Annotated in this window: 16 protein-coding genes and 1 tRNA gene; 13 read left to right on the top strand and 4 right to left on the bottom strand. The window is 70.7% G+C overall.

Annotated features, from left to right (window positions below):
- Nucleotides 1-7: 7 nt before the first annotated feature.
- Entirely contained in the window at nucleotides 8-1,096 is a 1,089-nt protein-coding gene (locus tag CP970_RS27585; protein ID WP_055547972.1) for an LLM class flavin-dependent oxidoreductase, read from the bottom strand.
- Between the two features lie 208 nt (nucleotides 1,097-1,304).
- Between CP970_RS27585 and CP970_RS27580 the strand changes: the two genes are divergently transcribed.
- Both CP970_RS27580 and CP970_RS27575 read left to right on the top strand, forming a co-directional pair.
- Nucleotides 1,305-1,553 carry a hypothetical protein gene (locus CP970_RS27580; RefSeq protein ID WP_055547964.1) on the top strand — a complete coding sequence of 83 codons (249 nt, stop codon included), beginning with the start codon at nucleotides 1,305-1,307 and terminating at the stop codon, nucleotides 1,551-1,553.
- 65 nt (nucleotides 1,554-1,618) lie between these two features.
- The gene (locus CP970_RS27575) at nucleotides 1,619-1,810 is read left to right on the top strand and encodes a hypothetical protein (protein WP_055547970.1); all 192 of its coding nucleotides are present in this window, start codon (nucleotides 1,619-1,621) and stop codon (nucleotides 1,808-1,810) included.
- A 10-nt stretch (nucleotides 1,811-1,820) separates the two neighbouring features.
- On the opposite strand, the gene CP970_RS27570 is transcribed toward CP970_RS27575, so the two are convergent.
- Both CP970_RS27570 and CP970_RS27565 read right to left on the bottom strand, forming a co-directional pair.
- Entirely contained in the window at nucleotides 1,821-2,558 is a 738-nt protein-coding gene (locus tag CP970_RS27570) for a maleate cis-trans isomerase family protein (RefSeq protein WP_055547962.1), read from the bottom strand.
- Nucleotides 2,555-3,394 carry a maleate cis-trans isomerase family protein gene (locus CP970_RS27565; RefSeq protein WP_055547960.1) on the bottom strand — a complete coding sequence of 280 codons (840 nt, stop codon included), beginning with the start codon at nucleotides 3,392-3,394 and terminating at the stop codon, nucleotides 2,555-2,557. The genes CP970_RS27570 and CP970_RS27565 overlap by 4 nt, the downstream gene beginning before the upstream one ends.
- A 287-nt stretch (nucleotides 3,395-3,681) precedes the next feature.
- On the opposite strand from CP970_RS27565, the gene CP970_RS27560 reads away from it, so the two are divergent.
- Nucleotides 3,682-4,638 carry a D-2-hydroxyacid dehydrogenase gene (locus CP970_RS27560; RefSeq protein WP_055547958.1) on the top strand — a complete coding sequence of 319 codons (957 nt, stop codon included), beginning with the start codon at nucleotides 3,682-3,684 and terminating at the stop codon, nucleotides 4,636-4,638.
- Between the two features lie 31 nt (nucleotides 4,639-4,669).
- On the top strand, nucleotides 4,670-6,073 hold the full coding sequence (locus CP970_RS27555; protein ID WP_055547956.1) for an amidase: 1,404 nt from the start codon (nucleotides 4,670-4,672) through the stop codon (nucleotides 6,071-6,073).
- Between the two features lie 72 nt (nucleotides 6,074-6,145).
- Here the strand turns inward: CP970_RS27555 and CP970_RS27550 are convergent, their stop codons facing one another.
- Nucleotides 6,146-6,646, bottom strand: a complete 501-nt coding sequence (locus tag CP970_RS27550) for a DUF3830 family protein (RefSeq protein ID WP_055547954.1) — start codon at nucleotides 6,644-6,646, stop codon at nucleotides 6,146-6,148.
- Nucleotides 6,647-6,743: 97 nt separating this feature from the next.
- Between CP970_RS27550 and ehuB the strand changes: the two genes are divergently transcribed.
- The 9 genes from ehuB to CP970_RS27505 all read left to right on the top strand — a co-directional run bounded on the left by ehuB (nucleotide 6,744) and on the right by CP970_RS27505 (nucleotide 13,614).
- A complete protein-coding gene (ehuB, locus tag CP970_RS27545) occupies nucleotides 6,744-7,676 on the top strand; it encodes an ectoine/hydroxyectoine ABC transporter substrate-binding protein EhuB (RefSeq protein WP_150494058.1) in 933 nt (310 codons plus the stop codon).
- On the top strand, nucleotides 7,676-8,407 hold the full coding sequence (ehuC, locus tag CP970_RS27540; RefSeq protein WP_191095082.1) for an ectoine/hydroxyectoine ABC transporter permease subunit EhuC: 732 nt from the start codon (nucleotides 7,676-7,678) through the stop codon (nucleotides 8,405-8,407). The genes ehuB and ehuC overlap by 1 nt, the downstream gene beginning before the upstream one ends.
- Complete coding sequence (gene ehuD / locus CP970_RS27535) at nucleotides 8,404-9,051, top strand: ectoine/hydroxyectoine ABC transporter permease subunit EhuD (RefSeq protein ID WP_055554411.1); 648 nt, start codon at nucleotides 8,404-8,406, stop codon at nucleotides 9,049-9,051. Before ehuC ends, ehuD begins: the two co-directional genes overlap by 4 nt.
- Entirely contained in the window at nucleotides 9,041-9,856 is an 816-nt protein-coding gene (ehuA, locus tag CP970_RS27530) for an ectoine/hydroxyectoine ABC transporter ATP-binding protein EhuA (RefSeq protein ID WP_055554413.1), read from the top strand. Before ehuD ends, ehuA begins: the two co-directional genes overlap by 11 nt.
- 166 nt (nucleotides 9,857-10,022) lie before the next feature.
- On the top strand, nucleotides 10,023-10,790 hold the full coding sequence (locus tag CP970_RS27525) for an IclR family transcriptional regulator (RefSeq protein ID WP_055554416.1): 768 nt from the start codon (nucleotides 10,023-10,025) through the stop codon (nucleotides 10,788-10,790).
- A gap of 116 nt (nucleotides 10,791-10,906) precedes the next feature.
- A tRNA-Lys gene (locus tag CP970_RS27520) sits at nucleotides 10,907-10,980 on the top strand.
- Nucleotides 10,981-11,130: 150 nt separating this feature from the next.
- Nucleotides 11,131-11,811 (top strand): DedA family protein, encoded by a 681-nt coding sequence (locus tag CP970_RS27515; RefSeq protein ID WP_055554418.1) that lies wholly within the window; start codon nucleotides 11,131-11,133, stop codon nucleotides 11,809-11,811.
- 10 nt (nucleotides 11,812-11,821) lie between these two features.
- Entirely contained in the window at nucleotides 11,822-12,979 is a 1,158-nt protein-coding gene (locus CP970_RS27510) for a sensor histidine kinase (protein WP_055554420.1), read from the top strand.
- On the top strand, nucleotides 12,970-13,614 hold the full coding sequence (locus CP970_RS27505; protein ID WP_055554422.1) for a response regulator transcription factor: 645 nt from the start codon (nucleotides 12,970-12,972) through the stop codon (nucleotides 13,612-13,614). Before CP970_RS27510 ends, CP970_RS27505 begins: the two co-directional genes overlap by 10 nt.
- Nucleotides 13,615-13,624 lie beyond the last annotated feature (10 nt).

Below are 13,624 nucleotides of genomic sequence, written 5' to 3'. Positions count from 1 at the left end.
GCCGCTTCTACGCCGTAGGCAACCCGTACGCGTCCGCGATCAACTCGTAAGAACGCAAGCGCACCTCGCCACTGTGCGCGTTACCCGTGATCATCAGCTCGTCCGCGCCGGTGCGCTTGGCGAGGTCGTCGAGGCCGGTGCGGACCTCCTCGGCGGCGCCGTGGATGACGTTGGAGTTCCAGTTGGTGATGAACTCCTGCTCCATGGGGCTGAATTCGTGCGTCTCCGCCTCCTCGGGGGTGGGCACGAGGCCGGGGCGGCCGGTGCGCAGGCGGACCATGTTCAAGGCCGCGGCCCGCACCTGGCGGCGGGCCTCGTTCTCCTCGTCGGTGGCCAGCGCCGAGACGCCGATGAGGGCGTACGGGGCGTCGAGCACCGCGGAGGGCTTGAACGACTCCCGGTAGAGGTCGAGGGCCGGGATGGTGTTCTGCGCGGAGAAGTGGTGCGCGAAGGCGAACGGCAGGCCGAGGACGCCCGCGAGCCGGGCGCTGAAGCCGGAGGAGCCGAGCAGCCAGATCGGCGGGCGGTGGGTGGACTGCACACCGCCGGGCGAGGTCGCCTGGATGGGTCCCGGCACCGCGTGGATGCGCCCGTACGGGTGACCGTCGGGGAAGTCGTCGTCCAGGAACCGGGTGAGTTCGGCGAGTTGCTGGGGGAAGTCGTCGGCGCCCTCGTTGAGGCGCTCGGCGCGGCGCAGGGCCGCGGCGGTGGCGCCGTCGGTGCCGGGGGCCCGGCCCAGGCCCAGGTCGACGCGGCCGGGGGCCATCGCCTCCAGGGTGCCGAACTGCTCGGCGATGACGAGCGGCGCGTGGTTGGGCAGCATCACGCCGCCGGAGCCGAGCCGGATGCGGCCGGTGTGGGCGGCGAGGTGGGCGAGGATCACGGCCGGGGACGAGGAGGCGACGCCCGGCATGGAGTGGTGCTCGGCCACCCAGTAGCGGTGGTAGCCGCGGCCCTCCGCGAGCTTGGCGATCTCGACGCTGGTGCGCAGCGCGTCGGTGGCGGTGCGCCCCGCGCCGACGGTCACCAGGTCGAGTACGGACAGGGGTACGGGCGCGGTGCCGAGCCGCTCCCCGCGGATACCGTCCTCGCGGATGCCGTCGTCACGGGTGCCGTCACCGGTCGGGTCCACTGTCACTGGGGGTGCCTCCTGCACTGCGTACATACGTCACGTGGGTACGGGACAGCCAACAGGAGGGGGTCTCCGTTTATTCCCGCCCTGTCCCGCGTTCCCCGCCGGGGCCGTGCGGGAAGCACCGGACTAACGTGACAGGTGCGACGGATCCCATCCACGGAGACTGACCATGGCCGAGCCACTCAAAACCCTCGTCGACGGGGTCGAGGTCGAGGTGCCCAACACCATCCCCGACATCCGTGCCGCGCTGCCCGAGGAGCGGCGCGCGGAGTTCGACCGGGCCATCAACGCGGCCGGGGTCGACGAGATCCACGCCGTGATGCGGCACTGGATGCTGGAGGCCGTGCCCGACCCCGACGCCGAGGCGCGGCTGGCCAGGCTCGCCTCCGACGAGGCGGAGAGGCGGGGCGTCGCTTGAGCGCCCGCCACCGCCGCGGCCACCGCGTGACCTACGCGCCGCCCGCCGACGACACCCTCGCCAAGATGGGCGACGCCGACGCCTTCCGGGCCGCGCTGACGCGCACCGTGGGCCGTGACCCCTACGGCCACGGCTCCACGCCCGTGCGGGAGGACCCCGACCGCAGGGAGGCGACGGTGAACGGCGCCATCGTCCTCTACTACGTGTCGGGGTCGGTCCAGACCCTGACGGTGGTCCGGCTGATCCTCAGCCCATGACGGCTGGCCCTCAGCCCTTGACCTGCACCAGCGGCTCCTTGGTGAACAGGGAGCCGAGCGTCGGGGCGTTCACGCGCCGCGACGCGAGCCGCAGGGCCTCCCAGACCGTGACCTGGTTGGCCGTCAGGACCGGCTTGCCGATGGCCTCCTCGACCTCACGGACGTACGCCGCGGTGTGCAGCGCCGTGTCGGGCAGGAGCAGCGCCTGGGCGTCCGCGTGGTCGCCCTCGCGGGCCAGCGCGAGCACCTCGTCGCGGCCCCAGGTGCCGACCTCGGCGGCCGTGATGATGCCGCTGCCGCGCACCGAGACGACCTCGGCGCCCGCGTCCTTCAGGAAGGCGGAGAAGTGCCCCGCCACGTCCTCCGGGTAGGTCGCCGCGATCGCCACGCGGACCGCGCCCACCTCCCTGAGGGCATGGGCGAAGGCGAACGACGTCGAGGAAGCGGGCAGCCCCGCCGCGCGGGCGAGGCCGCGCACCTGTTCGTGCGCGCCCTCCCAGCCGAAGACGAAGCTGGCGCTGGTGCACGCCCAGACCACCGCCTCGGCGCCGGAGAGCCTGAGCTCCTCGACCCCGGCGGCGAGCCGGTCGGCCGAGCCCATCTCCAGGAGCGCGTCGACCCGGTGGGCGTCCTCGCCGATGTCCGTGTGGACGACCTGTAGCCGGACGTCGCTGCCGAGCATCTGCTCCATGCGGGGGTAGTCGTCCTCTGCCGAGTGCCCCGGGTAGAGAAATCCGAGTGCCGTCACGTCCAGCCTCCTCCTTCTGCGGGTGGCCCCGCGGGCGGTCCTTCCGGCAGGCCGTGGCCCTGTGGCGGCGCCGGCGGGTTCAGCGGACTCGCGCCCGGCCTGGCCGCGGGGTTGATCAGTGCCTGATAGGGCCCTACCGCACCCGTACCCAGCCTGCGCAACGCGGACCACATCGTCACCTGGTTCGCCGAGAGCACCGGCATGCGCAGCTCCGCTTCCAGCTGCGGGATGACGTCGTACGTCGGCAGGTTGGTGCAGCTGATGAAGAGGGCGTCGACCCCGGCCGTGACCGCGCGCCGCGCCATGTCGGCGACGTCCCGGTAGGGGACCTTCCAGATGTGCCGGGTGAGGCCGAGGTAGGCGCGGCCCGTCACGTGGACCCCGGCCTCGGCCAGGTACTGCTCCAGGGCCTGGGTGACCGACCAGGTGTAGGGCGTGACCAGCGCGATGCGCCGTGCGCCCAGTACGTCGAGGGCTTCCAGGAGCGCGCCCGACGTGGTCACCGAGACGACCGTGCCCTCGCGGGTCATGGCCTCGCACATGGCCCGTTCGCCCGCGATGCCGCCGACGAAGCTGCCCGAGGTGCAGGCGTAGGCGAGGACTTCGGGTTCGGCGGCGCTGAGCGCGCGTACCGCCTCCCCCAGCGTCTCGTGCTCGCTGACCAGGCGCGCCAGGTCCAGGCTGACCTCGACGGGCACGTAGGGAGTGCGGGTCAGATGAAGGGAGACCTCGTCGGGGATCCACCGCCACAGTTCGCGGTCGAGGGCGAAGTCGAAGGGGGCGACGACACCGACACCGCGTTGCGGCTGTGGTCCGCCGAGAAAGGAGACGTCCATGAGCAGGCCCCACGTTCGTGCGTGATGTTCAGGGACCGGCCGGGGGCCGGGGACGAGCGAAACCGGCGACGCGCCGGGACGTCGGGACGGGGATGCCTGTGCGGCGGACCGCACAGAGAGTGCGAGCGGATGCGCGGACAGTACTCGGTTCCTGAGGCGGCTGCACGACAGTGCCTCTGTTGACGAAGGTAGGTTCGGGTGCCAGCGTGGTCAATCCGCACATCTCAGACGGCCGAGCCATACCTCTTCAGGGAAGCGGAACCTCATTGCGAAACGGTTTCCCCTCGATGTCCGAATCAACCGTTCTTGTCCTTGACGCCGAGCCTCCGGAGCCACCGCCCCGGCTCGGCAGACTCACCGGGCGGGCCCGGATCCTGCACGCGGACGAGTCGAACCTGGCCGAGCAACTGCCGCTGGCCGACGTCTTGTTGGTGTGGAACTTCAGCTCGCACGCGGTGCGCGGCGCCTGGCCGGGCGAGGGCCCGAGGCCCCGCTGGGTGCATACGGCGAGCGCGGGCGTGGACCATCTGATGTGCCCGGAGCTCGCGGCGTCCGACACGGTGGTCACCAACGCCCGCGGCGTCTTCGACCAGCCCATCGCCGAGTACGTCGCGGCGCTCGTGCTCGCCCTGGCCAAGGACCTGCCGCGCACCCTCGACCTGCAGCGCGAGCGCGCCTGGGAGCACCGCGAGACCCGCCGGGTCGGGGGCACCCGTGCCTGTGTGGTGGGGACGGGACCGATCGGGCGGGCGATCGCCGACACGCTGAAGGCGCTCGGCGTCACCACCGCCCTGGTGGGCCGCACCGCGCGGGCCGGGGTGCACGGGCCCGACGACCTCGACCGGCTGCTCACCCGCGCCGACTGGGTGGTGTGCGCGGCGCCGCTGACCGACGACACGCGGGGCATGTTCGACGCGCGGCGGTTCGGCGTGATGCAGCCGTCGGCGCGGTTCATCAACATCGGGCGCGGCGCGCTCGTCGTCGAGGACGACCTGGTGGAGGCCCTGGCCAAGCGGTGGATCGCGGGCGCGGCGCTCGACGTGTTCGAGCGGGAGCCGCTGCCGAGCGACAGCCCGCTGTGGACGACGCCCGGGCTGCTCGTCTCCCCGCACATGAGCGGCGACACGGTCGGTTGGCGCGACGAACTGGGCGCGCAGTTCGTCGAGTTGTACGAACAGTGGGCGACGGGACAGCCGCTGGCGAACGTGGTCGACAAGAAACGTGGGTATGTCCCAGGACATTGATCACCCCCCGACCGCCTCCTGAGGAGCGTGCATGACCGAGCTCACGGATCTCACCGCCGTACAACTCGTCGACGGCTACCGCAAGGGTGAATTCAGTCCGCTCGAAGCGACCCGTGCCGTGCTGCGGCGGGCCGAGGAGAGCCAGGGCGCGGTGAACGCGTTCGTGCGGATCGCGGCGGAGGAGGCGATCGCGCAGGCCGGGGCCAGTACGGAGCGGTGGCGCAGGGGCGAGCCGCAGGGCCTGGTCGACGGCGTCCCGGTGTCGGTGAAGGACCTGCTCCTGCTGCGCGGCGGGCCGACCCTGCGCGGCTCCAAAACGACGCGTGCGGAGGGCAAGTGGAACGAGGACGCGCCCTCGGTCGCCCGGCTGCGCGAGCACGGCGCGGTCTTCGTCGGCCGCACCACCACACCGGAGTTCGGCTGGAAGGGCGTCACGGACGGGCCGCAGAGCGGGATCACCCGAAATCCGTACGACACGTCGCGCACCTCGGGCGGCTCCAGCGGGGGCAGCGCGGCCGCGGTGGCGGTCGGCGCGGGCCCCCTGTCGCTCGGTACGGACGGCGGCGGTTCGGTGCGGATCCCCGCGGCGTTCTGCGGGATCTTCGCGCTGAAGCCGACGTACGGCAGGGTGCCGCTGTATCCCGCGAGCCCCTTCGGCACGCTCGCCCACGTGGGTCCGATGACGCGGAACGCGGCGGACGCGGCGCTGATGATGGACGTCATCACCGGGCCCGACGCCCGCGACTGGTCCCAACTGGGCCCGGTGGCGGGCAGTTTCCGCACCGGCGCCGAGGGCGGCGTGCGCGGGCTGCGCGTCGCCTACTCCCCCTCGTTCGGCGGCCAGGTCGCGGTGCGGCCCCGGGTCGCCGCCGCGGTGCGCCGCGCGGTGGAGTCGCTCGCCGCGCAGGGTGCGTACGTCGAGGAGGCCGACCCCGACTTCTCGGACCCGGTGGAGGCGTTCCACACCCTGTGGTTCAGCGGGGCCGCGCGCGTGGTGCAGCACCTGTCGCCCGCCCAGCGGGAGTTGCTCGACCCGGGGCTGCGGGAGGTCTGCGCGCGCGGTGCCCGGTACAGCGCGCTCGACTACCTCGCCGCCGTCGACACCCGGATGGACCTCGGCCGCCGGATGGGCCGCTTCCACTCGACGTACGACCTGCTGGTCACGCCGACGCTGCCGATCACCGCGTTCGAGGCGGGGGTGGAGGTGCCCAAGGGCTCCGGCCACCGGCGCTGGACGGGGTGGACGCCGTTCACGTACCCCTTCAACCTGACGCAGCAGCCCGCGGGGACGGTGCCCTGTGGCCTGGACGAGGACGGACTGCCCGTCGGGGTGCAGATCGTGGCCGCGCGCCATGCCGACGCGGTGGTGCTTCGTGCGGCGCACGCGTTGTACGAGGCGGGGGCCGGGGGGATCGCTCCTCCCACTGTGGGCTGATGTCTCGGGGGCTTCGCCCCCGGGCCCCCAGTCCTCAATCGCCGGACGGGCTTGTTTTGTCGCCGGACGGCTTTATTGCCTGCGGAAGTTCAGCGTCTCCCCCTGCGCGCCCGCGCGCCACAGGTCGTTGCAGGCCTCGGCCATTCGGTCGAGGCCGTCGACGATCTGGCCCCAGACGATGCCGGGCACCCAGCCGACGTCGCCGTTCAGGAGCAGGTTGTTGCGTTCGTAGAAGAGGGCGAGGTCGACGACGGTGGTGCCCGCCTTCACGTCTGCCCCGGCCTCGTAGCCGTATGCCTGGGTCCCCAATTCCGTACCGGAAAAGGAGAAATAGCAGAGATCTCCCGGGATGGGAGTGACTGTCGGGTTCTCCAGAGGCGGCTCGCGGTCCGCGAAAGCCGGAAAGAGGGCGTAGATCTCATTGCGCGCGTATTTCGCGTGATAGACGTCCGAGCCGAGCGGAAGCGCCTCCCACACCGCCGCGCAGGTCACCGGGGCCCGGTCGTCGAGCAGCTTTGCCGTGCACTGAACTCCCCGCTTGGCGAGGGAGACTTCGATGAATCGGTCTGCCATGTGTCCCATGCTCCTCCCTGGGTCAAGACCACCACGATGGCATCGGCGACCGAAATTCATCGGCATATCTCGCGTCGAGTCGGGTAGCCGCGCGCCCATGGCTCCACCACTTGGGAACAACAAGGGATTCACAGGCAGAGCGGTACGCCGCCGCGCCCTGCTCACCGGAGCGGGCGGGGCGGCCATGGCCGCGTTCGGGCTCTCGGCATGCAGCCGGGTGCCCGAGGAAGGGAAGGTCGAGGGGGGCGATCTGCTGGACCGGCTGCGCGACAGCGGCACGGTCAGGATCGGTGTCGCAGGCGAGGTCCCGTTCGGATACATCGACGAGAACGGCGAGGTCACCGGCGAGGCGCCGGCCATCGCCAAGGTCATCTTCCCGCGCCTCGGCGTGCCCAAGGTCAAGGCGGTGCCCACCAAGTTCGGAGCGCTGATACCGGGACTGACGCAGGCCCGGCAGTTCGACGTGGTGTCGGCGGGCATGTACATCAACCCGACGCGCTGCGAACAGGTCCTCTTTTCCGACCCCGACTACCTCATGCTCGACTCCTTCATCGTGAAGAAGGGCAACCCGCACGGCATCAAGGGTTACGAGGACATCGCCAAGAAAGGCCTGAAGCTGGCGAGCGGCACCGCCTACGCGGAGATCGACTACGCCAAGGCCGCGGGCGTGGAGTCCGTCCTCGTGCTTCCCGACCAGGTGGCGGGACTCGACGCCGTCGCCCAGGGCCGGGTCGACGCCTTCGCGGGCACCAACGTCACCGTACGTACGGTGATCAAGGGGAATCCGCAGGTCGAGGCGACGAAGCCCTTCCAGCCCGAGGTCGACGGCAAACCGGCCTACGGCGCGGGCGGCTTCGCCTTCCGGCTCTCGGAGAAGAACCTGCGCGACGCCTTCAACGAAGAGCTGCACAAGCTCAAGAAGAGCGGCGAGCTCCTGCGGATCGTCAAGCCGTTCGGCTTCACCGCGGACGAGATGACGGATCTGACCGTGGCGAAGCTGTGCCCCCCGGCGAAGGGCGCCTCCTCATGATGTCGTCCGAGTTCTTCTCGAACTGGTTCCTGCCCGGGGTCTGGATCACGATCCAGGTCACCTTGCTCAGCGCGGCCCTCGCCTTCGTGATCGCCTTCCCGATCGGCGTGCTGCGCACCTCCCGGCTCTGGATCGTGCGGTTCCTCGCCGGGGCCTACTTCGAGATCTTCCGCAGCACGTCGTCGCTGGTCTTCATGTTCTGGATCGCGTTCACGGTGCCGCCGGTGTTCCACATCAGCTTCCAGCCGATGGCCGCGGGCATCGTCGCGCTCGGCATCACCTACGGGGCGTACGCCTCCGAGATCGTGCGCGGCGCGCTCGCCGCGGTGCCGCCCGCGCAGCGCGAGGCGGGCATCGCCCTGAACTTCACCCCGGCGCAGCGACTGCGCCGCATCGAACTGCCGCAGGCCTGGCCGGAGATGATCCCGCCGTTCAACAACCTGCTCATCGAGCTGCTCAAGGGCACCTCGCTGGTGTCCCTCATCGCGGTGGCCGACATGACCTTCGCGGGTGACCTGCTGCGGCTGGTCAAGAACGAGAGCGCGCCGATCTACACGCTGCTGCTCGTCCTGTACTTCGTCTTCGCATTCGTCCTCACGCGCGGCATGCGGCTCCTGGAGCGGCACGCCAAGAAGCGGGTGGGGCAGACGCCCGCGAAGACCGGCCTGTTCGGCGGGATGCGCTCTTCGTCGTCGATCGATGCCGTCACCGGCACAGGGGGTGCCAAGTGAACTGGGACTGGTCGAATGTCGACGACTTCATGCCGATGTTCTGGGACGGCGTGTGGCTCACCCTCAAGGCGCTGTTCTTCGGCACCCTGATCGCCTTCTCGCTCGGCCTGGTCTGGGCGGTCGCCCAGCGCTCCGAGAAGAAGTGGATCCGCTGGCCCGTCACGGTGGTCACCGAGTTCATCCGCAACACCCCGCTCCTGGTGCAGCTGTTCTTCCTCTTCTACGTGGTGCCGGAGTGGGGCCCCTCGATGTCCCCGCTCGCCACGGGCATCGTCGGCCTCGGCCTTCACTACTCGACGTACACCTCCGAGGTCTACCGGGCGGGGATCGACGGCGTCCCGGAGGGCCAGTGGGAGGCGGCCACCGCGCTCAGCCTCTCCAAGCGCCGCACCTGGACGGCCGTGATCCTGCCGCAGGCGGTGCGCAGGGTGATCCCCGCGCTCGGCAACTACGTGATCGTCATGCTGAAGGAGTCGCCGCAGATGGCGGCCATCGGCGCGCTGGACATGCTGGGCCAGGCCCAGAACTACAGCCAGACGACCTTCACCTACGAGGCGATCAGTGTGGTCGGTGTCGCCTTCATCGTCATCGCCTACCCGGCCTCTCTTCTTCTGCGAGTTTTGGAGCGTCGCCTTGTCCGCTGACAGCAGCACTTCCCAGGAAATCCCCAACCCGGCCGTCGACGGCAGCGAGCTGATCCGCTTCGACAAGGTCGTCAAGCGCTACGGCTCGAACGTCGTCCTCGACGAGCTGGACTTCTCGGTCGCCTCCGGCAAGCACGTGACGCTGATCGGGCCCTCCGGTTCCGGCAAGACCACGATCCTTCGGCTCCTGATGACGCTGGTGAAACCGGAGCAGGGCACCATCAAGGTGGGCGGCAAGTACCTCACCCACGAGGAGAGAAACGGCAAGCTCGTCCCCGCGGGCGAGAAGCACGTCCGCGAGGTCCGCAAGAACATCGGGATGGTCTTCCAGCAGTTCAACCTCTTCCCGAACATGAAGGTCCTGCGCAACATCATGGAGGCGCCGGTCACCGTCCTCGGCCTCTCCAAGGACGAGGCCGAGCAGCGCGCCCGCGAGCTGCTCGACCTGGTCGGGCTCGGCGACAAGTGCGACGCGTATCCGTCGCAGCTCTCCGGCGGCCAGCAGCAGCGCGTCGCCATCGCGCGCGCCCTGGCGATGCGTCCGCAGGTCCTGCTGCTCGACGAGGTGACGTCCGCGCTCGACCCTGAGCTGGTGGCGGGCGTCCTGGACGTCCTGCGCGACATCGCGCACACCACCGACATCACGATGCTGTGCGTGACCCACGAGATGAGCTTCGCCCGCGACATCTCGGACCAGGTGCTGATGTTCGACTCGGGCCGGGTCATCGAGTCCGGTACGCCGGAGAAGATCTTCACGGAGCCGGAGCACGAGCGCACCCGGGAGTTCCTCAGCGCGGTCCTGTGACCCAGGCCCCTGTCCCATGACAGGGGCATATGCCAGGGTGGCGCGTTCCTGCTGACAGGCACGAGCGCGCCACCAATCTCCCCAACAGCCGCTCCAAATGCGCCACTTGGCAGCTATCGTGGGACAGAGCCCAGCTGTCCGGAACCGTTCCACGCAGGGGGAAGCCGTGGCGTTGCAGCACGAGGCGACCACGCCGCACCACTCCGTCCAGAGCGCTCTGCGCGTGCTCGAGATCGTCGCCAGGCACAACACCGGGGTGACCACCGCCGACCTCGCCCGCGAGACCCGGCTGCCTCCCGGCCGACTGGCACCCCTGCTGCGCATGCTGCGCCGCGAAGGCTATGTCGTACAGCTCACCGACAGCGCCACCGGGGCGTACGTCACCGGGGAGTCCTTCGCCCGGCTCGGCTCCGCCCACCAGCACGACCAGGCCCTGCGCGAGAAGCTGCAGCGCACCCTGGACGGCCTGCGCGACTCGATCGGCGCGGCGGTCTACATCAGCCGTTACGTGGACGGCGAGGTCAAGGTCACCGACTTCGCCGCGGGCCCCCGCGCCCCCGCGGTCAACGAGTGGGTGGATTTCCGGTCCTCCGCGCACGCCAGCGCGGTCGGCAAGAGCCTGCTGACGCAGCTCGACGTCAATGGCCGCAGGGATCATCTCTCCCGGCACAAGATGGCGCGGCTCACGTCCCGGACGATCACGAACGAGCGGGTGCTGCTGAATCGTCTTGCCGCTCAACCGGCCACGGTGCCGGTGCTTGATCTTCAGGAGTACGCGGTGGGCACGGTGTGTGCGGCCGTGCCGATCACCGCGGGTGCCGCTGTGGGGTGCCTTGCGCTTTCCCTGCCGGTCGAGCATGCGCATCGCTTGCGGGAGGCTGCGGACACGCTTAACCGTGGGGCTGCGCCGGTGTTGCTGTCCCTGGCGATCTAGCTTTCGACCGCGGGTGCACTGTGGCTGGGCGCGCAGTTCCCCGCGCCCCTTACGGGGCGCCCCTCACCGTGGTCATCGGCACCCCCTCGCACCAGGTAGTATTTTCTTGTCAGCAGGCGCCGCTAGCTCAGTTGGTTAGAGCAGCTGACTCTTAATCAGCGGGTCCGGGGTTCGAGTCCCTGGCGGCGCACAGACAGCGAAAGGCCCTCCGTTCACGCGGGGGGCCTTTCGCGTACGGCACGTTCCACGCAGGACGCGCCCCGGGGGTGCGGAAAACCGCACCCCGAGTCGACGGCAACCCCCATACCGCCGCTGACCTGCAATTTCTAGCGTTGCCCCTATGGACCTCATGACTCTCGCCCTCCCCCAGGAGCCCGCGGGCGGCATCGCGGGCTGGGCAGCCGACCTCGTGGACACACTGGGCGGTCCCGGCGCCGGTCTCGCCATCGCCCTGGAGAACCTCTTCCCGCCGCTGCCCAGCGAGGTGATCCTGCCGCTGACCGGCTTCGCCGCCGGGCAGGGCGTGATCAGCCTCGCCTCCGCGCTGTTCTGGACCACGCTCGGCTCGGTCGTCGGCGCCGCCGCCCTCTACTGGATCGGCGTGCTCTTCGGACGCGAGCGCATGCACGCCCTGTGGGCGAAGCTGCCGCTGGTCAAGGCCTCCGACCTGGAACGCACCGAGGCGTGGTTCGCCAAGCACGGCACCAAGGCCGTCCTGCTCGGCCGGATGGTGCCGATCTTCCGGAGCCTGATCTCCGTCCCCGCCGGGGTGGAGCGCATGCGGCTGCCGGTCTTCCTCGCCCTCACCACGCTCGGCAGCCTGGTCTGGAACTCCGTGCTCGTCCTCGCCGGGTACTGGCTCGGCGACCAGTGGGACGCGGTCGAGACGTACGTCGGGCTGCTCTCCAAGGCGGTCCTGGTCATGGTCGTCGTGGCCGTCGCCGTCTATGTGGTGGTGCGCGTCCGGTCCAGGAAGCGGCCCCAGGCCGCCTCGACGCCCCGGCACCGCCGCGTCGACTAGGGGTCGGCTAATGTCGGACGGCGTGAAGGAGCCCGTGGCCGCCCCATTCCTGCTCAGAGTCGTCGGCGTGCTGATCGGCTGCCTCACCGCCCTGCTCGGGCTCGGCTACTTCGTCGTCGCCGGTGCGGCCCTCGGCGCCTTCCTGCTCTGGCCGCGCACCCGCGGCCGCGCCCACGCGCTCCTCGCGTCGGGCGCGCGCAGGCTGACCGGCGTCGAGCGGTGGCGCAGGTCGGTCTTCTTCCACGACACGTTCCCCGAGCACCGCGCCTCCGACCAGCAGATCCTGCGCTACCTCGCGGCTCGTACGTACTCGGGGCTGCTGTGCGCCGTCGTGGTCGGTCTGGTCGACTTCGGCGCGGTCCTCGCCGGGATCTTCGCGGTCTCTCTCACCACTCGGGCCACGATGACCTGGGTCGACGTGCTCAGCCAGGTCGTACTCGGCGGCACCCTGCTCTTCCTCGCCGTGCAGGGTCTTCGCGCGCTGACCGACCAGGACGCCCGGCTCGCCAGCGAGTGCTTCGGCCCCTCCGAGCGCGAGCTGCTCCAGCGGCGCATCGACGAGCTCGCCACCAGCAGGGCCGCGGTGGTCCAGGCCGTCGACGTGGAGCGGCGCCGCGTCGAGCGGGATCTGCACGACGGCGTCCAGCAGCGGCTCGTCGCGCTCGCCATGCTGCTCGGCAGGGCCCGCCGCGGCCGCACCCCCGAGCGGGCCGACGCGCTCCTGGAGCAGGCGCACAAGGAGGCCCAGGAAGTCCTCACCGAGCTGCGCGAGGTGGCCTGGCGGGTCTACCCCACCGCGCTCGACAGCCTGGGCCTTCGCGAGGCGCTGGGCGGGGTCTCCGAGCGGTCCGCGATCCCCGTGCGCATGGAGTACGACGTGCCGGCGCCGCTGCCGCCCGCCGTCGAGACGGCCGCCTACTTCGTCGTCTCCGAGACCGTCACCAACGCCGCCAAGCACTCCCTCGCCGACGAGGTCCACGTGACGGTGCGCGGCAGCGGGGCCACGCTCACCGTCGTCGTACGCGACACCGGGGCGGGCGGCGCCGACCCCGCGGGCAGCGGTCTGACCGGGCTGCACAGCCGGGTCGCCGCGCTCGACGGCACCCTGCGAGTCGACAGCCCCCTCGGGGGACCCACCACCATCACCGCGGAGCTGCCGTGCGCGTAATCCTCGCCGAGGACTCGACCCTGTTGCGGGAGGGCCTCGTCCGGCTGCTCGCCGAGGAGGGCCACGAGGTCCTCGCCGCCGTGGGCGACGCCGACGCGCTGCTCCGCGAGGTCGAGGCGCACGCCCCGGACGTCGTGGTCACCGACATCCGCATGCCGCCCGACCACACCGACGAGGGGCTGCGCGCCGCGGTGCGGATCCGGGAGCTGCGCCCCGAGATCGGCGTGGTCGTCCTGTCCCAGTACGTGGAGCGCAACTACGCGGCGCAGCTGCTCACTTCGAGCGCCGAACGCGTCGGCTACCTCCTCAAGGACCGGGTCGCGCAGGTCGAGGAGTTCCTCGACGCCCTGGAGCGGGTGCACGCGGGCGGCGCCGCCATCGACCCCGAAGTCGTACGGCAGTTGCTGATCCGCACCACGCACGTCGATCCCCTGACCCGCCTCACGCCCCGGGAGCGCACCGTCCTGGAGGCGCTCGCCGAGGGGCACACCAACGCGGCCATCGGGGAGAAGCTGCACATCTCGCTGAGCGCGGTCGAGAAGAACCTCAACGCGATCTTCGACAAGCTGGGCCTGCACCGGACGACGGGCTACAGCCGCCGGGTGCTGGCGGTGCTGCGGTACTTGGAGTCCTGAACGTCCCCTG

It is taken from the genome of Streptomyces kanamyceticus, from assembly GCF_008704495.1.
GTDB classification, from domain to species: domain Bacteria; phylum Actinomycetota; class Actinomycetes; order Streptomycetales; family Streptomycetaceae; genus Streptomyces; species Streptomyces kanamyceticus.
Note: the sequence above shows the minus strand (reverse complement) of the source record. Positions and strands in the feature narration are given on the sequence as shown.

Coding starts and splice junctions, on each gene's coding strand:
- CP970_RS27580 (WP_055547964.1), top strand. CDS start 1,305: ATGGCCGAGCCACTCAAAACCCTCGTCGACGGGGTCGAGGTCGAGGTG.
- CP970_RS27575 (WP_055547970.1), top strand. CDS start 1,619: ATGGGCGACGCCGACGCCTTCCGGGCCGCGCTGACGCGCACCGTGGGC.
- CP970_RS27565 (WP_055547960.1), bottom strand. CDS start 3,394: ATGGACGTCTCCTTTCTCGGCGGACCACAGCCGCAACGCGGTGTCGGT.
- CP970_RS27560 (WP_055547958.1), top strand. CDS start 3,682: ATGTCCGAATCAACCGTTCTTGTCCTTGACGCCGAGCCTCCGGAGCCA.
- CP970_RS27555 (WP_055547956.1), top strand. CDS start 4,670: ATGACCGAGCTCACGGATCTCACCGCCGTACAACTCGTCGACGGCTAC.
- CP970_RS27550 (WP_055547954.1), bottom strand. CDS start 6,646: ATGGCAGACCGATTCATCGAAGTCTCCCTCGCCAAGCGGGGAGTTCAG.
- ehuB (WP_150494058.1), top strand. CDS start 6,744: ATGGCTCCACCACTTGGGAACAACAAGGGATTCACAGGCAGAGCGGTA.
- ehuC (WP_191095082.1), top strand. CDS start 7,676: ATGTCGTCCGAGTTCTTCTCGAACTGGTTCCTGCCCGGGGTCTGGATC.
- CP970_RS27515 (WP_055554418.1), top strand. CDS start 11,131: ATGGACCTCATGACTCTCGCCCTCCCCCAGGAGCCCGCGGGCGGCATC.
- CP970_RS27510 (WP_055554420.1), top strand. CDS start 11,822: ATGTCGGACGGCGTGAAGGAGCCCGTGGCCGCCCCATTCCTGCTCAGA.